This is a genomic window from Agrobacterium sp. Azo12, from assembly GCF_029193765.2.
In the GTDB taxonomy this organism is placed as follows: domain Bacteria; phylum Pseudomonadota; class Alphaproteobacteria; order Rhizobiales; family Rhizobiaceae; genus Agrobacterium.
Window position 1 is genome coordinate 2,711,507 of record NZ_JARFYO020000001.1, and the last position, 24,626, is coordinate 2,736,132.

At 56.3% G+C, this 24,626-nt stretch carries 19 protein-coding genes and 1 other RNA gene; 1 reads left to right on the top strand and 19 read right to left on the bottom strand.

Annotation, left to right across the window (positions count from 1 at the left end):
• Positions 1–224: 224 nt before the first annotated feature.
• The 4 genes from ftsZ to PYL13_RS13045 all read right to left on the bottom strand — a co-directional run bounded on the left by ftsZ (position 225) and on the right by PYL13_RS13045 (position 5,238).
• Positions 225–1,976: a cell division protein FtsZ gene (gene ftsZ / locus PYL13_RS13030; protein ID WP_250981872.1), complete on the bottom strand. Its 1,752-nt coding sequence runs from the start codon at positions 1,974–1,976 to the stop codon at positions 225–227.
• A gap of 93 nt (positions 1,977–2,069) precedes the next feature.
• Positions 2,070–3,401 (bottom strand): cell division protein FtsA, encoded by a 1,332-nt coding sequence (gene ftsA, locus PYL13_RS13035; RefSeq protein ID WP_275641620.1) that lies wholly within the window; start codon positions 3,399–3,401, stop codon positions 2,070–2,072.
• Positions 3,398–4,315 (bottom strand): cell division protein FtsQ/DivIB, encoded by a 918-nt coding sequence (locus PYL13_RS13040; protein WP_275642032.1) that lies wholly within the window; start codon positions 4,313–4,315, stop codon positions 3,398–3,400. The genes ftsA and PYL13_RS13040 overlap by 4 nt, the downstream gene beginning before the upstream one ends.
• Entirely contained in the window at positions 4,312–5,238 is a 927-nt protein-coding gene (locus PYL13_RS13045) for a D-alanine--D-alanine ligase (RefSeq protein ID WP_275641621.1), read from the bottom strand. The genes PYL13_RS13040 and PYL13_RS13045 overlap by 4 nt, the downstream gene beginning before the upstream one ends.
• Positions 5,239–5,864: 626 nt before the next feature.
• Here PYL13_RS13045 and PYL13_RS13050 point away from each other — a divergent pair.
• Positions 5,865–7,169 carry an MFS transporter gene (locus tag PYL13_RS13050; RefSeq protein WP_275641622.1) on the top strand — a complete coding sequence of 435 codons (1,305 nt, stop codon included), beginning with the start codon at positions 5,865–5,867 and terminating at the stop codon, positions 7,167–7,169.
• A gap of 204 nt (positions 7,170–7,373) precedes the next feature.
• Here PYL13_RS13050 and murB read toward each other — a convergent pair whose 3' ends face one another.
• The 15 genes from murB to PYL13_RS13125 form a co-directional block, all read right to left on the bottom strand.
• Positions 7,374–8,339 (bottom strand): UDP-N-acetylmuramate dehydrogenase, encoded by a 966-nt coding sequence (gene murB, locus PYL13_RS13055; protein WP_250981874.1) that lies wholly within the window; start codon positions 8,337–8,339, stop codon positions 7,374–7,376.
• The gene (gene murC / locus PYL13_RS13060; protein ID WP_192488514.1) at positions 8,336–9,751 is read right to left on the bottom strand and encodes a UDP-N-acetylmuramate--L-alanine ligase; all 1,416 of its coding nucleotides are present in this window, start codon (positions 9,749–9,751) and stop codon (positions 8,336–8,338) included. Before murC ends, murB begins: the two co-directional genes overlap by 4 nt.
• Positions 9,748–10,884: an undecaprenyldiphospho-muramoylpentapeptide beta-N-acetylglucosaminyltransferase gene (gene murG / locus PYL13_RS13065; protein ID WP_275641623.1), complete on the bottom strand. Its 1,137-nt coding sequence runs from the start codon at positions 10,882–10,884 to the stop codon at positions 9,748–9,750. The genes murC and murG overlap by 4 nt, the downstream gene beginning before the upstream one ends.
• A gap of 5 nt (positions 10,885–10,889) precedes the next feature.
• Positions 10,890–12,041, bottom strand: coding sequence for a putative lipid II flippase FtsW (gene ftsW, locus PYL13_RS13070; protein ID WP_192488512.1), 1,152 nt, complete (start codon positions 12,039–12,041; stop codon positions 10,890–10,892).
• A 4-nt stretch (positions 12,042–12,045) separates the two neighbouring features.
• Entirely contained in the window at positions 12,046–13,455 is a 1,410-nt protein-coding gene (murD, locus tag PYL13_RS13075; protein ID WP_275641624.1) for a UDP-N-acetylmuramoyl-L-alanine--D-glutamate ligase, read from the bottom strand.
• Between the two features lie 4 nt (positions 13,456–13,459).
• On the bottom strand, positions 13,460–14,560 hold the full coding sequence (mraY, locus tag PYL13_RS13080; protein WP_250981878.1) for a phospho-N-acetylmuramoyl-pentapeptide-transferase: 1,101 nt from the start codon (positions 14,558–14,560) through the stop codon (positions 13,460–13,462).
• Positions 14,561–14,584: 24 nt separating this feature from the next.
• Entirely contained in the window at positions 14,585–16,018 is a 1,434-nt protein-coding gene (locus tag PYL13_RS13085) for a UDP-N-acetylmuramoylalanyl-D-glutamyl-2,6-diaminopimelate--D-alanyl-D-alanine ligase (RefSeq protein WP_275641625.1), read from the bottom strand.
• A complete protein-coding gene (locus tag PYL13_RS13090; RefSeq protein ID WP_275641626.1) occupies positions 16,015–17,475 on the bottom strand; it encodes a UDP-N-acetylmuramoyl-L-alanyl-D-glutamate--2,6-diaminopimelate ligase in 1,461 nt (486 codons plus the stop codon). The genes PYL13_RS13085 and PYL13_RS13090 overlap by 4 nt, the downstream gene beginning before the upstream one ends.
• A gap of 59 nt (positions 17,476–17,534) precedes the next feature.
• On the bottom strand, positions 17,535–19,274 hold the full coding sequence (locus tag PYL13_RS13095) for a peptidoglycan D,D-transpeptidase FtsI family protein (protein WP_275641627.1): 1,740 nt from the start codon (positions 19,272–19,274) through the stop codon (positions 17,535–17,537).
• A complete protein-coding gene (gene ftsL, locus PYL13_RS13100) occupies positions 19,274–19,762 on the bottom strand; it encodes a cell division protein FtsL (RefSeq protein ID WP_192488506.1) in 489 nt (162 codons plus the stop codon). Before ftsL ends, PYL13_RS13095 begins: the two co-directional genes overlap by 1 nt.
• Before the next feature lies 1 nt (position 19,763).
• A complete protein-coding gene (rsmH, locus tag PYL13_RS13105; RefSeq protein ID WP_259144196.1) occupies positions 19,764–20,789 on the bottom strand; it encodes a 16S rRNA (cytosine(1402)-N(4))-methyltransferase RsmH in 1,026 nt (341 codons plus the stop codon).
• Positions 20,790–20,803: 14 nt separating this feature from the next.
• On the bottom strand, positions 20,804–21,244 hold the full coding sequence (gene mraZ / locus PYL13_RS13110) for a division/cell wall cluster transcriptional repressor MraZ (RefSeq protein ID WP_275641628.1): 441 nt from the start codon (positions 21,242–21,244) through the stop codon (positions 20,804–20,806).
• A 405-nt stretch (positions 21,245–21,649) separates the two neighbouring features.
• An RNA gene (gene rnpB, locus PYL13_RS13115) (RNase P RNA component class A) lies at positions 21,650–22,046 on the bottom strand.
• 93 nt (positions 22,047–22,139) lie between these two features.
• On the bottom strand, positions 22,140–23,336 hold the full coding sequence (locus tag PYL13_RS13120; protein WP_275641629.1) for an FAD-dependent oxidoreductase: 1,197 nt from the start codon (positions 23,334–23,336) through the stop codon (positions 22,140–22,142).
• 81 nt (positions 23,337–23,417) lie between these two features.
• The gene (locus PYL13_RS13125) at positions 23,418–24,605 is read right to left on the bottom strand and encodes an NAD(P)/FAD-dependent oxidoreductase (protein WP_275641630.1); all 1,188 of its coding nucleotides are present in this window, start codon (positions 24,603–24,605) and stop codon (positions 23,418–23,420) included.
• Between the last annotated feature and the right edge of the window lie 21 nt (positions 24,606–24,626).

The following is a 24,626-nucleotide window of genomic DNA, read 5'->3' on the forward strand; positions in this document are numbered from 1 at the left end:
GGTTCCGCTCCCCAATTCCAAATTGAGGAAACATACGGTTTTCCTCACAACTTGCAGTCATACATACGTATGGTCAGGCCACATAACAAATCACTGTTTCTTTCGCATTGTTACAAGTTTAAGAAATTGATAAATCAACATCTTTCTTCACATTTGGAAACAGTTTGTAACAAAAAACCCGGGCCTTTCGGTCCGGGTTTGATGTTTAGAAGAATCGCATCTGATCAGTTCGACTGACGGCGCAGGAACGCCGGAATTTCCAACTGGTCGTCTTCGTGCGAGCTTGCAGCCTGCGGTGTGACACGACCCTGATTATCGAGCTGGCCACGACGCGGTGCGTACAGGCTTGCCTCAGCGGAAAGCTGACGGCGCTGCTGTGGAGCAAGCGATGGTGCGTCCATCAACTCGGAAGGAACGTTGTCGTCTTCTTCACGACGTCCCAGCGAGTTGGTGATGCGCTTCAACAGACCCATCGGGCCACGCTCTTCCGGAACCGTCGATGCCGGATGCGCAGTGCGGTGGTCCATTTCAGCCTTCACGACCGGAGGAAAGTCCTCGATCTTTGGCATGCGAACCGGCTCTACATGGCGAGGTGCCGCTGCAACTGGTTCATGGTGCACAGGTGCCTGTGGCTGCTGCATGCGTGGTGCGGCAACTGGCTCAGGTGCGTAGTGGGCCTGTGGTGCAGGTGCGGCCTGAACTGGAGCCTGACGAACAGGTGCAGGTGCTGGAGCTTCAACCGGAGCAGAAGCAAACAGCTTGCTCTGCGGGCGGAATTCAGCTTCTGCCTGTGCCTGGCGCAGCTGTTGTTCAGCAGCTGCCAGAGCCAATTCGCGTTCCATTTCGACTTCAGCCGTACGGATGGTCTGTGCGATTGGGTCAATCGCCTTAGGGGCCTGCATGACGGGGGCAGGCTGAACTGCGGCCGGAGCCGAAGCAACGGCCGCCGAAGGACGGATAAGGGGCTTTGCAGCAGCGGCCTGCGCCAGGTACTGGTCGTTCTGGCCTGCAACGCGGTCGATACCGGTCGCAACAACAGACACGCGGATGAGGCCTTCGAGCGCTTCGTCGAAGGTCGCGCCGAGGATGATGTTTGCATCCGGGTCGACTTCTTCGCGAATACGGGTCGCAGCTTCGTCCACTTCGAACAGGGTCATGTCGCGACCACCGGTGATGGAGATCAGCAGGCCCTGTGCACCCTTCATGGAGGTTTCGTCCAGCAGCGGGTTGGCAATAGCAGCTTCAGCAGCCTGCATTGCGCGGCCTTCGCCGGAAGCTTCACCCGTACCCATCATCGCACGGCCCATTTCGCGCATGACAGAACGAACGTCAGCGAAGTCGAGGTTGATAAGACCTTCCTTCACCATCAGGTCGGTGATGCAGGCAACGCCCGAATAGAGAACCTGGTCGGCCATTGCGAAGGCATCCGCAAAGGTGGTCTTGTCGTTGGCGATGCGGAACAGGTTCTGGTTTGGAATGACGATCAGCGTGTCGACCGACTTCTGAAGCTCCTGAATGCCCTGTTCGGCAAGGCGCATACGGCGCTGGCCTTCAAAGTGGAACGGCTTGGTCACAACGCCAACCGTCAGAATGCCCTTGTTGCGAGCAGCCTGTGCGACGACAGGAGCTGCACCCGTACCGGTGCCACCGCCCATACCGGCAGTAACAAAGCACATGTGTGTTCCGTTGAGGTGATCGACGATTTCATCGATGCACTCTTCAGCAGCAGCGCGACCGACTTCCGGCTGCGAACCAGCGCCGAGACCTTCAGTAACCTGAACGCCCATCTGAATGATGCGTTCGGCCTTGGTCATCGTCAGGGCCTGTGCGTCCGTGTTAGCCACAACAAAATCAACGCCCTGAAGACCAGCCGAGATCATGTTGTTTACGGCGTTGCCACCACCGCCACCAACACCGAATACGGTGATGCGAGGCTTCAACTCGGTGATATCAGGCTTATGCAGCTGTATCGTCATTGTCACATTCCTTCTTTGTCTAGGCCGCATCGCCACGCTGGCCGATTCATTACAACTCGTTACACACCTGCTCCGGCACCACGCCGGTTCAGGTCAAAAACTTTCTTTCAACCACTGCCCTACCCGGGCAATCCGTCCGCCACTTGTGCCGAACGGAGAAAACAGCCCGCCTTGTGCGGCATGTACTTCCGCGTCCGCGATCTGCGGATAAATCATCAGGCCAACCGCCGTCGAAAATGCCGGACCCTTGGCTGCAACCGGCAGACCGGAAACACCAAGCGGACGACCAATACGCACGTTACGGGCCAGAATGCGGCGCGCCGTTTCCGGCAGACCGGTTAGCTGGCTTGCGCCACCGGTCAGAACAACGCGCTTGCCGACAATCGGGCTGAAACCGGACTTCTGGATCCGGTCACGAATCAGTTCCAGGGTTTCTTCGATACGGGCACGCACGATGCGCGTGACCAGAGCGCGGGAAACCTGTGACGGTTGATCGCGGTCATCCTCGCCGATTGGCGGGATCGAAATCATGTCACGTTCGTCTGCACCATTGGCCAGGGCAGAACCGTGAACCACCTTCAGACGCTCGGCGTCCTCGATGCGGGTCGACAGGCCGCGTGCCAGATCGGTGGTGACGTGGTGGCCACCAAGACCGATTGCGTCGGTGTGAATGAGGCGGCCTTCAGCGAATACCGAAATCGTCGTGGTGCCGCCGCCCATATCGATGGCTGCGCAACCCAGTTCGACTTCATCGTCAACCAGTGCAGCAAGACCACTTGCGTAAGGGGTCGCAACCATGCCCTCGACCGACAGGTGAGCGCGGTTGACGCACAATTCGAGATTTTTCAGCGCCGAACGTTCTGCGGTGACAACATGCATGTCGACGCCGAGAAGATCACCATACATCGACAGCGGGTCACGGATGCCACGCTCGCCATCCAGCGAGTAACCCGTTGGCAGGGAGTGCAGGATTGCACGATCCTGACGCAGCGACTGCTGGCTGGCGGCAATGAGAACCTTGCGCAGATCGCCTGCTTCAACTTCCTGGCCACCCAGATCAATGCTTGCGGTATAGATGTCGCTGGCCAGACGGCCGGCCGATACGTTGACGATCAGGCTGTCGACTGTCAGGCCTGCCATACGCTCGGCTGCATCGACAGCCAGACGAACGACGCCTTCAACGGCATCCAGATCGGCGATGACACCGGACTTCACACCGCGCGAACGCTGGTGGCCAATGCCGATGATCTCAACCTTGTGGGTACGACCAGGCAACACTTCGGTTTCCTGACGTGGCGTCAGACGACCGATCATGCAGACGATCTTGGTCGAGCCGATATCCAGCACGGAAACGACATGTGACCGCTTGGAAGAAAGCGGTTTAAGGCGCGGCAGTCCAAAATGGGAAGAACCGAAAAAGCTCATATGTTCCCCGCTTTCTTGAGCGCCTTTTCACGTGCCGTAACGGCGGCCTCACGGCGCTCGGTTGCGGCTTGTGTCAACTGAATGGTGGTGCGGTCGGAAAGCCGCAAATCGATTGCTGCGATGTCGCGTGACATAACCTGCTGTTCAGCATCGAGACGCGACAGCAAATGCAAGGCCTTGGCGACATTGACTTCCGGCAGCTTGATGATGATGCCGTTGTTCAGGTGCAGGTCCCAGCGACGACCGGAGATGCGAACGTAGGCCTTGACCTTGCTGCGAATTTCCGGCCAAGCGTCCAGCTGCTCCATGAAGCTCGCAGCGCCGGTTTCAGCGTCACGACCAACGAACAGCGGCAGGGCTGCAAATTTGTTATCACGCAGCGGCGCAATCACGCTGCCGTTCTTTTCGATAAGCGACAACTCGGAACCGTGCTGCCAGATACCGAATGCATCGCGCTCCTTGAGACGGATCTCGATGGTGCGCGGATAGATCTTGCGCACATCAACATCTTCCACCCACGGCAGATCAGCCAGGCGGCGGCGCGCTGTGTTGACATCCATAGCAACAAGCGAGGTCGTACCGTCGAGGCCGAGCAGCTGCAGGATATCGATTTCGGAGGTCTGCGCGTTGCCGGAAACCTTGACGTCTTCGATGGCAAAACCGGCAGCAGATGTGGTTGCCTGCGCAACGGTCTGGGTGTGGCCACCAAGCGACATGCCGTAGAGACCGGTGGCAGCAAAAAATGCGACTGCGGAAATCGTGCCTGTGTGCGCGGGAATATTGACGCGGCCCGTTGCGAGGCTGACACAAAAGCGCACGACGCGACGCAGCGGACGAGGCAGCACGATGCGCTCGTCAGCGGCAGGAGCGAACTGCTCCACCCGGCGTCTGTTTGCTTTTTTGCCACCGATCATCGCGAACACGAAGCGTCCTCCACCATCCAGCGGACGAATTGACCAAACGTTAAACCATCATGAGCTGCCATTTCCGGCACGAGAGAGGTTGGCGTCATGCCAGGCTGAGTATTGACCTCAAGCCAGATAATCTCACCATCCTCAGACAGACGGTCATCGTAACGAAAGTCTGACCGGCTCACTCCACGGCACCCGATTGCCCGGTGCGCCATAAGAGCCAATGATTGTATTTTTTGGTAAATTTTCGGTGAAATTTCTGCAGGGATGACATGTTTCGAGCCACCTGCAGCATACTTCGCATCATAATCGTAGAAGCTGTGTCCAACCGGCACCACCTCAGTGACACCAAGCGCACGATCGCCCATGACACCACAGGTCAGCTCACGACCGGGAATATAACGTTCAACCATCACCGCATCACTGTAACGCCATTCAGATGACGTCAGGACCTGCGGAGGATGGGATTGATCCTCTTTGACGATCACAACTCCGAAACTGGAGCCTTCACGAACAGGCTTGACGACATAAGGCGGCGCCAGCGGGTGTTCATTTGTGAAATCAAAACGGTTCATCAGGCGAGCTTGGGCAACCGGCACGCCAGCAGCGGCAGCAACTTTCTTGGCCTGCCCCTTATCCATGGCAAGCGCAGACGCAAGCACACCGGAACCGGTGTAAGGAATTTGCAGATACTCAAGAATGCCCTGAATGGTGCCGTCTTCGCCGAACGGGCCGTGAAGAGCATTAAAGACAACATCAGGATTAAGGCGTGACAGCACGGCCGAAACGTCGCGATCGACGTCGACGCGAGTGACCTCATAGCCTTCGGCTTCAAGAGCAAGCGCACAGGCCTCACCTGAAGAAAGGCTGACCGGCCGCTCCGATGAAAAACCACCCATAAGGACAGCGATATGTTTGCCGCTCATTTAAATCCCCGACATCAAACGTTTCTCTGACGCCACTAACGACCGCCTTACGCCCAAATTCCGGCACTGATTCTCTCAGTACCATCCACTGAACCACTTAAGAGCCATTAAGGTTAATGAAGCGTTTACTTTCGTTAACCAGCGCACCTTCCATGCGGTTTTTTAAACATGAATCATTCAATGTTCGGATTAATGCCTTAGAATCAGAGAGTTGCACTAAATGCAATATGTCTGGGTCAAAAAAAGCAAAAATGAGACCGTGTTTCGCTTCAGGACAATCGTTAACAGGCAAGCCTCAAACCGTTAAGATTCAGGCTTATCCACAACTCATGGATGAACCCGACAGCATCCGCAAATTTTGCAGCGCAACATTGAGGCGTTATTTTCGCCTTTCAAACGAGCTTTTCCGACCACAAAACACCTCCAGGAACACCATAAAAGCCTTGCAAAAACGCTTATATGATCAAAAAACAATGCTATTTTAAATTTTATTGCGCTTGCAGCATTCCATATTTGCAAAAATTGCGTTAACGCAATCTCGCCGTTCAAGGCGATCTCAACACTTGAAGCGTATGTGTCTGTGCCCGCAAGGCCGCACGGCGCTTTGATACAATGGAACCAACACAATGACCGACGCGATATCCCGTGTATCGCCGACCGCTGACACTCCGAACGATGTAAAGACAAATTCGCCTGCACGAGTTCTTACTGCCAGCGTGGTCGGCACGACCATCGAGTTCTTCGACTTTTACGTCTATGCGACAGCCGCAGTTCTCGTGTTTCCAACGCTATTCTTCCCGAACAATGACCCGATGACGGCACTGCTGGCTTCTTTTGCCACGTTCTCCATCGCGTTTTTCGCACGTCCACTGGGCGCCGTTGTATTCGGTCACTACGGCGACCGTGTCGGCCGCAAGACAACGCTTGTTGCCGCACTTCTGACCATGGGTATCTCCACCGTCATTATCGGCTTGCTGCCGTCCTATGAGACTGCTGGCATCATTGCGCCGTTGCTTCTGGCGCTGTGCCGTTTCGGTCAGGGCTTTGGTCTTGGCGGTGAATGGGGTGGTGCCGTGCTTCTGGCAACGGAAAATGCACCTCCAGGCAAGCGTAGCTGGTACGGCATGTTCCCGCAGCTTGGCGCGCCAATCGGCCTGCTGCTCTCTTCTGGCGTGTTCTGGATTCTGCTGCACTTCATGTCGCAGGAAGCCCTGCTGAGCTGGGGTTGGCGCATTCCGTTCGTTGCATCGATCATTCTGATTGCCGTTGGTCTGTGGGTTCGCCTGTCGATCACCGAAACACCGGCCTTCCAGAAGGCGATCGATCAGGAAGAGCGCGTTGCCGTTCCGGTTGCTGAACTGTTCCGCCACCACAAGCGCAGCCTGGCGCTCGGCACATTCGTTGCTCTGGCAACATTCGTGCTGTTCTACATCGGTACCGCCTACTTGCTGTCCTACAACGTCAAGGTACTGAAAATCCCGTTCCTTGACGCTCTGGAAGTGCAGATCCTCGGCTCTATCGTGTTTGGTATCTTCATTCCGTTCGCTGGAAAGCTCGCAGAGCGTTTCGGCCGTCGTGAAATCCTGATCCTGACGACCGTGCTGATTGGCGCATTCTCGTTCCTGCTGCCCGGCCTGATGAGCGGTGGCGAAGGCTCGATCTTCCTCTTTGCAGCTCTCGCCATGGCACTGATGGGCATGACCTACGGTCTGATCGGCACTGCACTTGCAGCACCGTTCCCGACAACCGTGCGCTATACAGGCTCGTCGATCACCTTCAACATGGCCGGTATCTTCGGTGCCTCGCTTGCACCATACATCGCCACATGGCTGCAGGTGAACTACGGCATGGCCTATGTCGGTTATTACCTCTGCGCCGCAGCGGTCATCACGCTGGCCTGCATTTTGCTGTCACGCAAGAACGAAGTCTGATCCTGAATCAAACTGACAACAAAGCCCGCGAAGTCGCTGACTCCGCGGGCTTTTTCTTTGCTTATTCATCGCATGAGCCAGAGCGATGTCACGACAACATCAATACACGGCACCGGCAAGACACCCCCTCTCCCCACAAACAAAACGGCCGGGTGATAAACCCGGCCGTTCTTAAAATATTGAAAGCTTTTGCGTCAGGCCGCATCAGCCACCGAGGAAGGGCTCAACTTCACGGCCCGGCATGAACAGGCCAAGGCGCTTGATTTCCCATTCCAGCTGAATGCCGGAGTGCTCCCGCACGCGGCGGCGAATGGTCTCGCCGAGATATTCCAGATCATAGCCGGTCGCGTTGCCGGTATTGATCATGAAGTTGCAGTGCAGCGACGACATCTGCGCGCCACCGATTACCAGGCCACGGCCACCAGCCTCGTCAATCAACTCCCATGCCGAATGGCCTTCTGGGTTTTTGAAGGTCGAACCACCAGTCTTTTCGCGGATCGGCTGAACAGTCTCACGATGAAGACGCACGGCATCCATGTCTGCACGAATTTTTGCTCTGTCTTCAGGATAGCCTTCGAAAAGCGCATCCACAAAGATCAGGCCTTCCGAGGCGCTGGAGTGGCGATAGGTGTAACCCATCTCCTCATTCGACAGCGTGTGGATATTGCCCTGACGGTCGACGGCACGCACTTCCACAACGCGCTCGCGGGTTTCGCCGCCATTGGCACCGGCATTCATGCGCAGCGCACCACCGATTGAACCGGGAATGCCGTAATAGAAGTGGAAACCACCGATACCATTGTCCATGGCCATCGCGGCAATATGCTTGTCCGGGCAAATAGCACCAGCGCGAATGCGGTTTTCGCCGGCCAGTTCAAGATCACCAAAACCCTTGGCGGAAAGACGCACGACAACACCAGGAATGCCACCGTCACGCACCAACAGGTTGGAGCCAACGCCAACAACCGTCAGCGGCACATCTTCCGGCAGCAGTTTCAGGAAGGTAACGAGATCATCCACATCGTGAGGCTGGAACATAAGCTCCGCAAGACCACCTGCCCGGAACCACGTAACGCGGTCCATCGGCGCATCCGGCGTCAGGCGTCCACGCAGTTCATTCACTCCCTCGCCGAGCCTTCCCAGCAGCTTAACCCCATCCACCTGTTTCATGCAGACTTTCCTGATATGCTTTCCAGTTCAGAAGGCAGCGACGCCGCCCATTGCGTAATATTACCAGCACCCAACAGAACCACGAAATCACCGGGATTCGCAATGCCTGCGATCAATTTGGCAAGTTCGTCCTTGGAAGGCAAAAACCGCGCATCACGATGTCCTGCCGCCTTGATGGCCGAAATCAGAGCTTCGGAGTTTGCGCCTTCGATTGGATCTTCGCCCGCCGCATAAACCGGTGCAAGGATAATCGTGTCTGCATCATTGAAGCAATGCGCAAAGTCATCAAACAGGCTGGAAAGACGGCTGTAGCGGTGCGGTTGGTGCACGGCAATGATACGGCCCTTGCAGGCTTCACGCGCAGCTCTGAGCACTGCCTTGATTTCCACCGGGTGATGACCGTAGTCATCGAACACCTGAACGTCGTTCCAGGTGCCTGTCAGCGTGAAGCGACGCTTGACACCGCCAAACGACGCAAGACCCTTCTTGATGTTTTCTTCCGAAATACCAAGACGATTGGCAACGGCAATAGCCGCGCAGGCATTCGACACATTGTGACGGCCTGGCATTGGCAGAACGAGATCCTTGAAGGTAAAGATCTTGCCGGTGCGGCGACGGCGGATTTCAACGTCGAAAATCGAACGCGTGCCATCAATGCGAACATTGGAGAAACGCACGTCGGCCTGCGGGTTTTCACCATAGGTGACAACCTTGCGGTCTTCGATCCTGCCCACCAGCGCCTGCACTTCAGGATGGTCTAGGCACATGACGCCAAAACCGTAAAACGGCACATTTTCCACGAACTGGCGGAAAGCCGCACGTACCGCATCAAAATCACCATAGTGATCGAGATGCTCCGGATCGATATTGGTCACCACGGCCACATCGGCCGGCAGTTTCAGGAATGTGCCGTCAGACTCGTCAGCCTCGACAACCATCCACTCACCTTCCCCCATACGGGCATTGGTGCCGTAAGCATTGATGATGCCGCCATTGATCACGGTCGGGTCCAGCTCACCGGCTTCCAGCAGCGTCGCAACCATCGATGTGGTCGTGGTCTTGCCATGCGTACCGCCAATGGCGATTGCATTACGGAAGCGCATCAGCTCGGCCAGCATTTCTGCACGACGCACGATCGGCAGATGTTTTTCGCGGGCAGCAATCAATTCCGGATTGTTCTTCTTGATCGCAGTGGAAACCACGACCACTTCGGCTTCGCCAAGGTTTTCAGCGGTGTGACCGACAAAAACATCGATGCCCTTTTCGCGCAGACGCTGCACATTGGCGCTGTCTGACTGGTCAGAACCCTGAACCTTGTGGCCGAGATTATGCAGCACCTCGGCAATGCCGCTCATGCCAATGCCACCGATACCGATGAAATGAACAAGACCTATGGCTTTTGGCATCTTCATGGATGCTCTCCTTCAATTTTCTTTTTAAATTCGGCAATGGAACCACCCTGCGCAAGCGTTTCCACCATATCGGCGAGAACCGAGGCCGCATGCGGTTTGCCGGTTGCCTTGGCAGCAGCGGCCGTCGTAGCCAGCCGCTCCGGTTGTATCAGCGCGTCTGCCAAAATGGTCGACAGCTTCTGCGGAGAAAGTTCGGATTGCTTGATGACACTTGCACCACCGGCACCAGCAAGTGCGGCAGCATTGGCGGCCTGATCATGATCAAGCGCATGCGGATAAGGCACCAGCACCGAAGGCCGGCCAATCACCGACAGTTCCGATACGGTTGAAGCACCTGACCGGCTGATCACCAGATGGGCAGCGCCGATCCTTTCGGCCATGTCGCCGAAAAATGGCGAGACATCCGCCTGCACGCCAAGCTTGGCATAGGCGGCAATGACGTTGTCCTTGTCTTCCGGGCGTGCCTGCTGGGTCACTGAAAGGCGTGAACGCTTCTCATCCCCCAATAGGCAAATGGCAGCCGGAATGGCGGCAGAGAAAAACTGCGCACCCTGGCTTCCGCCAAACACAACAAGCTTGAACTGCTCGGTGTTTTCTGAAGGGTCATAGGCAACATTGGCAGCCTCAAGCACCGCCGGACGAACCGGATTACCGGTTGCTACGGTCTTGTTGGCATATTCCCCACGATCCGACGGCAGGAAACCACCGGCAATTGCCTTAACGCGTTTTGCCAGCGCCTTGTTGGCGCGGCCCATCACGGCATTCTGCTCATGCAGCATCGATGGAACGCCAAGGCCGGTAGAGGCGAGCAGTGGCGGAACGGTGGGGTAACCACCAAAGCCAACCACGGCCACAGGCTTCAGTTTCGTGATGAGGCGGCGTGCCGCGCGAAGACCGGTCCACAGCTTCAACAGTGAACGTGCCACCGCAATCGGATTTTTCGAACCGATCGTCGCAGATGGCACGACATGGATTTCATCGGCTGGAAACTTGCCGGCATAGCGTTCAGCGCGGCTGTCGGTGACCAGATGCACCTGATAGCCACGCGCTTTCAGCTCATAAGCCAGAGCCTCTGCCGGAAACACATGACCGCCGGTTCCCCCGGCGGCAAGCAGCACAATACCTTTGTTCATTCATATTACTCCGCGGGCACTGCCCCTACGCGGAAAAAGCTGCGCTCCTGCGCACGCTTTTCCGGCCTGTGGCGCGTCAATGCCAGAAGGAAACCGGCGGTGACGCTGATTGCCATCATCGATGAACCACCATAGGAGATCAGCGGCAATGTCATACCCTTTGCAGGCATGAGTTCAAGATTAACGCCGATGTTGATCATCGACTGAATGCCGATCTGCAAGACAAGACCAGCCACCGCAAAGCGGGCGAAATCGTCTTTTTCCTTAAAGGCATGCGACAGACCGCGCAGCACGATGAAGGCAAAAATTACCACCAGAACCATGCAGAACAGAATACCGAATTCTTCCGCTGCAACGGAAAAGATAAAGTCGGTATGGCTGTCCGGGATGATGCGCTTAACCACGCCTTCACCCGGGCCCTGACCGAACCAGTTCCCGCGAATGATCGCCTCACGGGCGGTATCCACCTGGAACGTGTCACCCTCACCGGTCAAAAAGCGGTCGATACGACCGGCCACGTGCGGGAAAACGAAATAGGCCGATATGAAACCAGCAACACCCAGACCGCCAAGCAGGATGATCCACAGCCATGGAACGCCGGCCATGAAGAACATGCCGCCCCACACCGCGCTGGTCAGGATCGTCTGACCAAAGTCAGGCTGGGCAATCAGAAGAGCTGCAACAACACCGAAGGTGATGATGGCAAACAGGTTACCTGGAATTTCCGGATGGCGTGCCCGTTCAGCAAACAGCCATGCGCAGACCACCACAAAGGCCGGCTTCATGAATTCGGACGGCTGGATCGAAAATGTGCCTACGGAAATCCAGCGGCGCGCACCCTTCACTTCCATGCCAAAGAACAGCGCAAAAATCATCATCAGCAGCGACGCAATCAACATGATGATCGCGACGCGGCGGATTTGACGCGGCGACAGGAAGGACAGGCCGACCATGATTGCAATCGACGGCAGGATGAATACCGCGTGTCGTTCAACGAAAAAGAAGCTGGTGAGACCAATACGCTCAGCCACCGCCGGAGATGCGGCGAAGGAAAGCATCAGGCCGATACCCATCAGCGCAATGAACGCGGCCAGGAAAAATCGGTCAATGGTCCAGAACCATTCGGCAACCGGACCTCGGTCAATACGGCTTACCATAGCGTCAGTTTCCCTTTCCAGAACCAATCAGCATTGTCACGCCGTCAAGAGCAGCGACATGTGCAACGAACGCATCACCACGTACTTCAAAGTTCTTATACTGGTCGAAGCTTGCGCAAGCCGGTGATAACATCACGACATTGCCGGTATTTTCGTCTTTTTGCGCATCTGAAGCAGCGTGTTCGACAGCTTTATCCAGAGTGCCTGAAATTTCATAAGGAACCGTATCGCCCAGCGTCGCGGCAAATTCGGCCGCCGCCTCACCAATCAGGTAGGCTTTTGCGATGCGCGGAAACAGGCTGGACAGGCTGGAGATGCCACCGGATTTCGGCAGGCCACCGGCAATCCAATAGATGCGATCATAGCTCGACAGTGCCGGTGCTGCCGCATCGGCATTGGTTGCCTTGCTGTCATTGATAAAGGAAACGGACCCGCGGCGCGCCACGGGCTGCATGCGATGCTTGAGGCCGGGGAATGTCTTCAAGCCTGCACGAATGTCATCGGCACTTACGCCGACGGCAAGGCAGGCCGCAATTGCAGCTGCCGCATTCTGCGCATTGTGACTGCCGCGCAATGTCTGAATGCCATCAAGATCGACAAACAGCGACGACGTTCCACCCTGCGCCAGCATGATCTGGCTGTCCTGCGCATAAAGCCCTTCGGCCACCACATTGCGTTTGGAAATGCGCTGCACCTTGACACCAGCCCGTTCAACCCGGTCGGCTATCAATGCGCAGTAACTGTCATCAACCCCGATAACGGCGGTATTGCTGCCAGCAACCAGCCGCTCTTTTACTTCACCATAATGCTGCATGGTGCCATGACGGTCGAGGTGATCGGGTGTCAGGTTGAGGAGAAGACCGGCCGTCGGGTTTAGCGTCGGAGTAAGATCGATCTGGTAGGAAGAGCACTCCACGACGTAGTAACGTTCAGCCTTTGGCGGATCGAGCGTCAGCACGGCGGTCCCGATATTGCCGCCAAGCTGCGTGTCACGGCCGCTCGCACGCAGAATATGGGCGATCAATGCCGTGGTGGTCGATTTGCCATTGGTACCGGTGATGGCAATGAATGGGCAATCGGGCGAATGCGCCCGGCGCTCACGCACGAACAGTTCCACATCGCCAATGATTTCGACACCGGCAGCGCGCGCCAGCTCAACCGTCCAGTGCGGTTTGGGGTGTGTCAACGGCACGCCGGGAGCAAGAACAAAGGCCGCCAAAGACGGCCAATGAACAGTTCTGAGATCCGCAACGGTTATGCCTTCGGCCGCCGCCTTGGCTGTGCTGTCGGGATTGTCGTCATAGGCAACGACATCAGCCCCGCCAGCAACCAGCGCCTTTGCGGTGGCAAGGCCGGAACCGCCCAGACCGAACAGGGCGACCTTGCGACCTTTAAAAACCGTAACAGGGATCATGCCATCACCTCAATTTCAGTGTGGCAAGGCCGAGCATGGCAAGGCCAACGGCAATGATCCAGAAGCGAATAACGACCTGACTTTCGGTCCAGCCCTTTTTTTCGAAGTGGTGGTGGATTGGTGCCATCAGGAACACACGACGGCCGGTCTGCTTGAACCAGAATACCTGGATGATGACCGACAGGGTTTCCATAACAAACAGGCCACCAACGATGACCATGACAATCTCGTGTTTGGTGGCAACAGCCACAGAACCGATCAAGCCACCCAGTGCCAGCGAACCGGTGTCACCCATGAAGATAGCGGCAGGTGGTGCATTGAACCACAGGAAGCCGAGACCGGCACCAATAACCGCACCAACGATAACGCCAAGCTCACCCGTGCCCGGCACGAAATTGATCTGCAGGTAGTTTGCAAAAACGGCATTACCAACCAGATAGGCAATCACGCCGAAGGTTGCAGCAGCAATCATTACCGGCACGATGGCGAGACCATCGAGACCATCGGTCAGGTTGACCGCGTTACCGGCGCCAACAATCACGAATGCACCAAACAGCACAAAGAAGTAGCCGATGTTGAGCACGAATTCCTTGAAGAACGGAAACGCGATCGAGGTACCGAGTGTCGGGTTGTGCGGGCTGGATGCCAGCGACATTTTCATCATGAAGAACACGGCAATCGCTGCGATGACAAATTCAATGCCCAGACGCGCCTTGCCGGAAAAACCCTTGTCGCTTTGCTTGGTCACCTTCAGGTAATCGTCGTAGAAACCTATGGCGCCAAATCCAAGCGTCACCATCAACACACTGACCACGTAAACGTTGGACAGGTCACCCCACAGCAGAGAGCCGCCGAGAATACCGGCCAGGATCATCAGGCCGCCCATGGTCGGCGTTCCCGCCTTCTTGAAATGGGTCTGCGGACCATCGGCGCGGATCGGCTGACCCTTGCCCTGCCTGACACGCAACGAGGCGATGATCGAAGGTCCGAAAATGAAGACGATCAGTGCGGAGGTAAACATGGCCGCACCGGCACGGAAGGTGATGTACCTGAACAGGTTGAAAATTTGAATATGGTCAGCCAGTTCGACAAGCCAGATCAGCATAATTGCCCTTTCAGCAAGGCAGTTTTAGTTTTGGGGTTCCGTGTCGGGGAATGGCGAATGCTTGTCAAGCAAAGCTGCGACGATCTTGCCGAAACCAATACCAAGAGACGATTTTAGCATCAGAATGTCGCCCGGCTGCACCGCACTGGCGACGAATTCATTCAATTCCTGCGTGGTCTCAAACCAGAAGACGTTGACACTGTCAGGCAGTGCGTCGCGCAGATGCGCCATGGCTTCGCCAGCCAGCCAGACATTTTCAATGCCTGCCGCAAGCAAGGGACCAGCAAGATCTTCATGCACCTGCGCAGAAAACTCGCCCATTTCCAGCATGTCGCCCAACACGGCAACACGTCTGCCCTGCGCCTTGGCGTCGACGGTTGCAAGAACCGCAATGGCTGCCCTCATCGAAGCGGGGTTAGCATTGTAGCTCTCGTCAATCAACACGAAGGAACCATCACCAACCGTCAGGCGGTGGCGCTGTCCACGACCCTTGACGGCTTCTAGGCGACGAAGCGCAGAAACGGCATTTTCGAGATCAGCGCCACACAACAGCGCCACACCCAGTGCCGCCATGGCGTTGTCGGCAATATGGCGACCCGGCGCACCGATACGCAATTCGCGGGTTTCGCCATTGATGATCGCCCATAGTGTCGAACCGCTAGGGGTGTTTTCATAATCGGCCAGACGGAAATCCGCCTTGGCGTGCTGACCGAATGTGTAGATGTGTTCGACACCAGCCCTCTGGGCGGCTTCCTCAAGAAAATCGAACTGCGAGTTGTCACGGTTGAGAACAACCGCACCACCGGGCTCAACGCCCTCAAAAATTTCGGCCTTGGCGGCCGCAATTTCTTCTAGGTCACGGAAGTTGCCCAAATGGGCCGCAGCAATGGTGGTGATGGTTGCCACATGCGGACGCACTAACTTCACCAGCGGACGAATTTCGCCAGGATGATTCATGCCGACTTCAAATACGCCGAAATCACAATCGGCAGGCATGCGCGCCAGGGTCAAAGGCACGCCCCAGTGATTGTTGAACGAGGCAACGGCGGCATGTACCTTACCCGATGGCTCAAGTATCTGGCGCAGGATTTCCTTGGTTGTGGTCTTGCCGACCGAACCCGTCACAGCAATGATCTTGGCCTGGCTTCTGGCACGCGCCGCAATGCCGAGCTTGACCAGAGCAGCCAGCACGTCTTCCACCACGATCATTGGCACAGTCAGACGGCCGAGCGCCGGCAGCTTCGCCTCGCTGATAACAAGCAATCCGGCGCCATTGGCAACCGCAAAGCTGGCATAATCATGCCCGTCTACCCGGTCGCCCTTGATCGCAAAGAAGGCTTCGCCGGGTTTGACCGTGCGGCTGTCGATGGAAATGCCGGTTATGCCCAGTGGCAAATTGCCGACCGGCCGTCCCGACATAACCGAAATCAATTCCTGCACTGTCCATAACCAGTTCAAAGCGACGTCTCCTCCAATGCACTGCGCACCTGTTGATGGTCCGAGAATGGCAGCACCGTCGTTCCGACGATCTGTCCCTCTTCATGACCCTTGCCAGCAACGATCAACGTGTCGCCACTTTCCAGCATCGCCACGGCGTGGCGAATGGCCTGAGCGCGGTCAGCAATTTCCAGCGCGCCGGGAGCCGCTGCCATGATTTCGGAACGAATTGTTTCGGGCACTTCCGAGCGCGGGTTATCGTCGGTCACGATCACCACATCCGAAAGGCGTGAGGCAACCTCACCCATGATCGGGCGCTTGCCCTTGTCGCGGTCACCACCGCAACCAAACACTACGACAATGCGGCCAGAGGTGAACGGCCGCACCGAGGTCAGCACGTTTTCAAGCGCGTCGGGTTTATGGGCATAATCCACATAGGCAAGCGCGCCATTTTTTGCATGACCGACGAGTTCAAGGCGACCAGCCGCGCCCACCAGCTTTTCCAGTGCGCGCAGCGCAACAGCAACCGGAACGCCGGTCGAGATCGCCAGACCAGCCGACACCAGCGCATTGGCGACCTGAAAATCACCGGCCAGCGGAATATCGACTTCGAAAATTTCGCCCTGATGATGAATTTCGATCATCTGCTTGTGGCGGAAATGTTCAACGCGCTTCAACGTCAGGAAGTTACCCTTGCGGCCAACGGTGCGCACATCAAGACCCGCACTTTCAGCAGCCTTGATGGCATGTTGCGACCACGGATCGTCAGAGAAAATAACCGCAGGCTGGCCCTTTTCGAGCAACTCGCTAAACAGCCGCATCTTGGCAGCCATATAGTTTTCCATCGTCGGATGGTAATCCATATGATCACGGCCGAGATTGGTGAAGGCACCGGCAACCAGCTTCACGCCGTCGAGACGGTGCTGGTCGAGACCATGGCTGGATGCTTCCATTGCAGCGTGGGTTACACCTTCGCCAGCCAGTTCAGCCAGCAGCGCATGCAGCGACACGGGATCCGGCGTTGTCAGCGAACCATAATCGGAACGGCTAGGCGAAATAACGCCAGTCGTGCCGATCTGCGCTGCCGCATAACCGGCTGCAGCCCAGATCTGACGTGTAAAGGACGCAACCGAGGTTTTGCCAGCAGTACCGGTAACAGCCACCATGGTCTGTGGCTGTGCACCGTAAAAACGGGAGGCTGCCAGCGATAGATAACGGCGAGGATTGGAAACAGCCAGAACCGGCACGGGCGCATCAGCCGGATGACCGGACAGAATAAGGGATGCACCCTTGGCAACAGCATCATTGATAAAGGCTGCGCCATCTGCCTTGGAGCCAGCAAGAGCGACAAATAAACCGCCCGGCTCCATCTTACGGCTGTCGGCCGTGAGGGATTTGATTTCAAGCTCTCCGAGAGTGGAGCGCATAACTTCGTTCAGTTCCGGAAACTCTGTTCCGGACAGATCTCGCAATTTCATCGACTGTTTTCCGTCTTGTCCCCCGACTCGAATCGTCGGTTTATAGTAAGCTCTAACAATCAATAAGACACGAGCAAGGCCGAGCCATCCTCACCGAACTTTGGTTTCACACCGAGTATGGCTGCAGAACGGCTGATAATCTCTTTGACCATTGGTGCCGCAGTGTTACCGGCAAGCGCCGCCCCGTTGCCCTTGTCTGTCCTTGGTTCATCAATAAATGTCAGCACCACATATTGCGGATCGCTGATCGGGAATGCCGCAAGGAACGCGTTGAAGTTCTTGTCATGCGCGTAACGGCCGTTGACGACCTTGTCGGCCGTGCCGGTCTTACCGCCCACGTCAAAACCGTCGACACGCGCATTGCGGCCGGAACCCTTCGTGCCATTCCAGTCAAACAGGAAGCGCATGTCCTTGCTGGTCGATGGCTGAATGACCTGTGTTGCCACAGCATCGGCATCGGCGCGGCTTCTTGGCAGGAATGTCGGCTCGATCAGCTTGCCACCATTGACCAGTGCTGCACCGGCAACCGCCGTCTGCAACGGCGTTGTCGACACACCGTGACCAAAGGAAATCGTGATCGAATTGATCTTCTTCCATTCACGCGGCTGGGTTGGCATCGCCACCTCAGGCAATTCCGTCTTCATACGCGTCAACAGACCAAGCTTGGTCAGGAAGTCCTTATGGCCCTGAATACCCACAACGTCAGCCATCTTGGCCGTGCCGATGTTGGACGAATACTGGAAAATCTCAGGTACCGAGAGAACACGTCCCTTGCCGTGGAAGTCCTTGATGGTGAAGCCACCGATACGGATCGGCGCCGACGCATCAAAGCTGTCGGTAATCCGCACCTTGCCGGTGTCCAGCGCCATGGCTGTAGTGAAGGATTTAAATGTCGAACCCATTTCGAACGTACCGTTCGACATGCGGTTCAGCCAACCTTCCTTGGCGCCTTCAGCCGGATTGTTCGGATCATAATCCGGGGCGGATGCCATGCCGAGAACTTCGCCGGTATGGACATCCAGCACCACGGCACCGGCACCAATTGCTTCGGTTTTTGCGATCCAGCTGTAAATGACTTCGCGCAGGATTGCCTGGACGCGCAAATCGATGGACAGTTTGACCGGCTCAAGCGGCTGGTCGGTCGTCATGCCAAGCGCTGTCAGATCAGCCAGACCCAGGCTGTCGACGTAACGCTCCATGCCGGCAACACCACGGTTGTCGATATTGACGTGTCCGACAATGTGCGAGGCCGTTGCTCCACCCGGATAGAAGCGGCGCTTTTCAGGACGGAAACCGATGCCGGGAATACCGAGTGCCAAAATCTGGCTCTGCTGCTTTGGGGTCAGCTGACGGCGCAGCCACTGGAAGCGCGAATTAGAAGATAGCTTCTGATAGGTGCCGCGCGCATCGAGATCAGGCAGAACCGTTCTCAGCTTTTCAATGGCTTCATCGACATCAACAATACGGTGCGGTTCGGCAAACAGCGAAACGGTCCTGATGTCGGTTGCTAGCACTTCGCCGTTACGGTCCAAAAGGTCAGGACGCGATGCCATCAGCCGGTCGGCTGGTGCAATGCTGGAGACGATTTCCGGCTTTTCCATGCCGTACTGCACCAGACGTCCACCGATAACACAATAAAAGGCCGTAAAGCTCAGCGCGATGATACCAACGCGGCTTTTGGCCTGCCCTGCCCGTTTTTTGCGTGCGCCTTCAAAGGCTGCATGATCGGTCACACCTCCAGTTGATACGGAGTAATGTGCCCGGCTTTTGTGAACCATGATACGGGAAAGAAATGACATCAGCGGTTCACCGATCCTGTTGTCGTTGTATCTACACCAAGTACGGAAGCACGCGGCTGCGGAACGGGAATGCCCTTCGAGGCCAGCCCGCCGGTTGTCGCGCCACGCGAAGCAAGTTTGGTATCGTTGGAGCCGGCAGTCGCCGAGGCAATCGCATCCTCGACACTCATGCCTTCCGGCTCTGGCGGCTGCGGCAACTGCGAGCGCAACATCGGCAGTTCACTCGGCTGTGCAAGCTGGGTCGACAATGTCGGAACCAGCTTCAACTCGTCACCATAAACCGTCACGAGGCGGTGCAGACGATTTGGCTGCGTCAGCAAGGCCCAGTCAGCGCGCAGAAGGTCAATCGTGTCCTTCTCCAGCTTGATTTCGGTTTCGAGCTTGCGAACCTCGGCCAGTTTTTCATCCGCACGATGTTTGATCGTATAGGTAACGACCGCTGCGGAAATCATGACGCCGACCAGAACGAGATCAAAAGTACGCAGCATGTCAGCCTCCCAGTTTTTCGAGGCTGGCCAGATCGGGCAACTCGAATATCGAGACATCCGCCTTTGGCGCCTTGGCTGCGGTGCGCACACCGGCTCGCAGCTTTGCGGAACGGGCACGTGGGTTCAATGCGGCTTCTTCTTCGGTGGCTGCAACCATCGGCTTGCCCAGCGCATCAAATATTGGAGACTTCTCTTCAACCATCGGCATGTGACGGGAGCCGGAAGCACGACCGGAACGATCGGCAAAGAACTTCTTGACGATACGGTCTTCCAGCGAATGGAACGTCACCACCACCAGTCGACCACCGGGTTTCAACGCCCGTTCGGCAGCAAACAGCGCCGAGGCCAGTTCGCCCAACTCATCATTGACGAATACACGCAGCGCCTGAAACACCCGCGTGGCAGGATGGATCTTGTCCTTGGCCTTGCGCGGCGTGACGATTTCAATCAGCCCGGCCAGATCGCGCGTGGTGCGGAAAGGTTCTTCCGCACGCTTCTTTTCAATGGCGCGCGCAATGCGACCCGCCTGCTTTTCCTCTCCGAGAAAACCGAAGATACGCGCCAGATCACCTGGCTTGCAGCGATTGACCACGTCGGCAGCTGATACGCCTGACGATGACATACGCATGTCGAGTGGGCCGTTTTTCTGAAAGGAGAAACCACGGTCGGCCTCATCGATCTGCATGGAAGACACGCCGATATCCAGAACCACGCCGTCAAGACCACCTTCCGGAGCATGGTGAGCAAGGTCGGAAAACCGTGACTGAATAAGAGTGAGGCGTCCGCCATTGGCAGCAACCTTCGCCTGACCGGCAGCAATGGCATTCGGATCGCGATCCAGTGCGATCACCTCTGCCCCTTGGTCGATAATCGCTTGGGTGTAGCCGCCTGCCCCGAATGTACCATCGAGAATAATCTTGCCGGGTTGCGGATCGAGAGCGACCAGCACTTCCTTCAACAAAACAGGAATATGACGAACGGTTTCGCCACCGGCATCATCAATGCCTTCGTCGGAATTCACTGTCATCTTGTTTCCCCGTATCAAACCGGACGCGTTACCGCAAAACTGCGCCCGGATCTTGCGGCCACCTGCGCTTCCTGAAAAGCATCCGGTTGCCAAAGCTGAAAATGGTCTGCTCGACCGACAAATGTGACTTCGGAGGAAATCCCGGTAAACTCCCGGATGAAATCCGTCACCATAAGCCGCCCTTCGGAATCGAGCTTCATAAAAACGCCGCCGCCGTGAACCAGCAACGACATCATGTTGGCCTCTGGCGAAAAAGCATCCATCACCGAGATTTGCCGTTCGTAACGATCCAACAAATCCGGCCCACCGACACTGATCGCCGGAAACGCGAAATCCTGCAGACAATACAATTCTTGAACACCGCGCACGGCCAGAACGGAACGAAATGCCGAGGGAACGGAGACCCGTCCCTTTGTATCGATCTTGTTCGTGACGTTCGACAGAAAGCGGTTCATTGCCCGTCTCGTTTAAAACACCACCCGAAAGACGGACCAACCGCCCCGCAGGCCACACCGATACACACGACAACACGCCAGCCGTTAGAACAGCATGTTCCACAGCAGCCCCAAGGAGGCCTTCCGAAGATTTCAGCGATTGTGGGCCAGAAACACGACCCTTTGCGATGTGCATTTGGGATACCATGGGACACTATGGGCGTCAATGGGAGAAGCCAGCACAATACCGTCTTCCGCATCGTATATTCATAGACCGTTAAGTTTAATGAATGGTTTATGCGGCTTACGAAAGCACAACCGAAACGGCGCACAAAATCGAGCCATAAACCACGATTTATTCATACATTTCAGCGCAATAACAGGAAAAGCGGAATCAAATCCGCAACGGCCCTCATCAGGAGGAAAATCGCCAGTTGGCCTATAAGCCGGGTTTTGTATGGCCCCGGTTTGACCCGGAACGTGGCAGCCATTCATCTGGGACGATGTTTGCACACCGCCTCTCGCAACCCACCCGGATGACTGGCCCGAAAACCGGCTGTAGGCGCTTGCGCGCCCCGCGTCATCCCTATTCGGTCTTGCTCCCGGTGGGGTTTACCTTGCCGCTTCTGTTACCAGTCGCGCGGTGGGCTCTTACCCCACCCTTTCACCCTTACCACGCATGCGTGGCGGTTTGCTCTCTGTGGCACTTTCCCTGGGGTCGCCCCCGCCGGACGTTATCCGGCACCGTGTTTCCGTGGAGCCCGGACTTTCCTCACCTTACCGTCTTTCGACATTGGTAAAGCGCGGCTGCCCGGCCAACTGGCATCGGCTCCTTAAACGGCTTTCAGCAGGAAAGCCACAGTGAAAAACAGGAAAGACGGTAAAACCGGCAATCACTTGAGATCGCCGGTTAGCATCACATCGTTGCAAAGGCGGGTTTAAAGTCCGTGACATAGGCAGCATCATCAATCTGCCCCTCACGGACCAAGGTCGCACCCAGCCGCCCGATCTCGTCCGAGCTCTTGGCGGCTGTTCCACACCCACCCGTCAGCACGGCAATTCGGGGGGACGACGTAAAGCCGATTGCCGGATACCCACCCGGCGTTTTCGACACCACGCAGGCACCTGTTGAAACACGTGACAAATCAACCGATGGCACAAGGCTCGCAACAATTGCCGTCAGATGATCCTGCGCAACCTGTCGCCCGCCAGAACGGAACCACTCACGCATGTCGGCATCACCGGAAACCAGCTTATCGTCAGGGTCACCGCCTATTTTGAGGTAAACCTTGCCGTCGGGATAACGCACCGGCGGTAACATATAGATGTGCTTTGACGGATCGCTCGGCTCATAAATCAGCGATGGCATGCCGGAATAAGCATCCAGTTCGTCTTCGGGAATTTCAAAAAACGTCACCGTTCTTTTGTAGACGTTGAGCTTAACAGGCTGTGGCAGCAGACCTTCCATGATCGAGAACCCACCGGCCGCCACCAGCACATTATCAGCGCGGTATTCATTGCCTTCGGCCGTTGTCACCACCGCAACACCGCCTTCGTCACGAACAGAAACAGCCACTTCGCGCAAAACGGTAGCGCCAGCCTTTTCCGCCAGAGCGCTCTGCGCCTTCACCAGCGCGCGAGGATTGACGTATCCGGCATTTTGGGCCTCAAACACCCCCTCGCAACCCGCTTCAAAGGCGAAATAGGAAAAGTCCTTTGCGAGGACATCATTGCTCAACAGCTGCGTTTCGACATTCAATTTGGCAGCGGCATTGCAGATATTCTGGATAAATGGATTGCTGCCGCCACGCTTCGGACCAACGACGAGGCATCCAACAGGGGCGTAAAATTCAACACCGCTTTCCCGTGCAATGTCACCGTAACGGGCGATGGAGCGATTTGCCATCAACGCCCAATCGGCATCGGGATCAATGGTACGGGTTATGCGCGCTTCATCATAGTGACTGGCAAACACGCCCTGATGGGTCTTGGCGTCCTGAGGCTCATCGGGACCAATCACCGCAACGCCGTCGGTCTGCCGTGCCAGATATTTGGCAGCGGCAGACCCCATCATGCCGCGACCAATGACGATATGCTTGAAATGTGCTGACATGCTGTTCCCTAATTATTTTAAATATGCGTCGCGCTTTTTGGATTCAGGATCAATACGTTCTAGCGATCCGCTGAATCAAAGTCAGACGAAAACCGGCGCCATTGCCGCGGCGAATTCACGCTCCTGCAGCGCTCCGTCAAATAACAACTGCGCACCGAGCCTGCCAATTTCATCTGAGGATTTTGCCGCAACAAAATTGCCACCCGTCAGCGCCGCGATATTGGGTGCCTCCGTGTAACCGATATAGGGATATCCGGTTTTGGTAATCGATGCGACGCAGGAGCCGGATGTGACCGGCGCACCAGCAAGATTAGGCATCAACGAAAGCGCACGTTTGGTCAGATAGTCGACCTCTGCAAGATTTCCGTCCGACTGAAACCAGGAGACTGCATCACTGAGCGAAGAAATCGCGCTCTTTTCCCCCTCGCCGCCGATCTTCAGATAGACCTTGCCATCCGGGTAGCGCACCGGCGGCAGGATATAGACGATATCGTCGTCATTATCGGCCAGCACGATGGTGGACGGCATATTCTTGAACAGCGCCTGTTTTGCCTCATCAAGCTCAAAGAACACGATGGTTCGGCCAGTCGCCGCCATGTCGACCGGGCGCGGCAAGATATCGGCCATATTGGTAAAACCACCGGCCGCCACTAGCACCTTTTCTGCCGTATAGCTGTTGCCATCGGCCGTTTCGACCAGCACATGCGAAGACATGTCATTGACGCGGATTGCCGTGTCCCGCAGCACCGAAACACCCTGCTTTTGCGCGACAGTCACCTGCGCCTTCACCAAGGCGCGCGGGTTCACATAACCGGCATTCTGCGCTTCGAAATATCCGTTTTGAGCTGGCGGCAGCGTAAACATCGGAAAACGCGCCGGCATAGCGTCCGGCTTGACCGTCTCAATATCAAGATCAAGCATCGAAGCTGTGGCAAATGCACGACGCACATAATCGGTATCGGAGATTGGTTCTTCGCCCGAGAACAGGCAGCCGACTTCACTGTAGAAGGAAATACCGCTGGCCACTTCGATTTCGGAATACCGGGCAAGAGATCGGACCGCGAGCGTTCCCCAAATCGGGTCGCCATCGAAACCGCGCGTGATACGGGCTTCATCATAATGGCTGGCAAACACACCGGAATGGTTTTTACGGTTTGCCGGTTCTTCAGGACCAATCAGCGCAATGCCATCGGTCACTTGAGAAAGGTGGCGGGCTGCGGCTGCGCCCATCATGCCCGCACCTATGATTATGTATTTAAAGTCCGTCACTGCATTCTGCTCCATATTCCG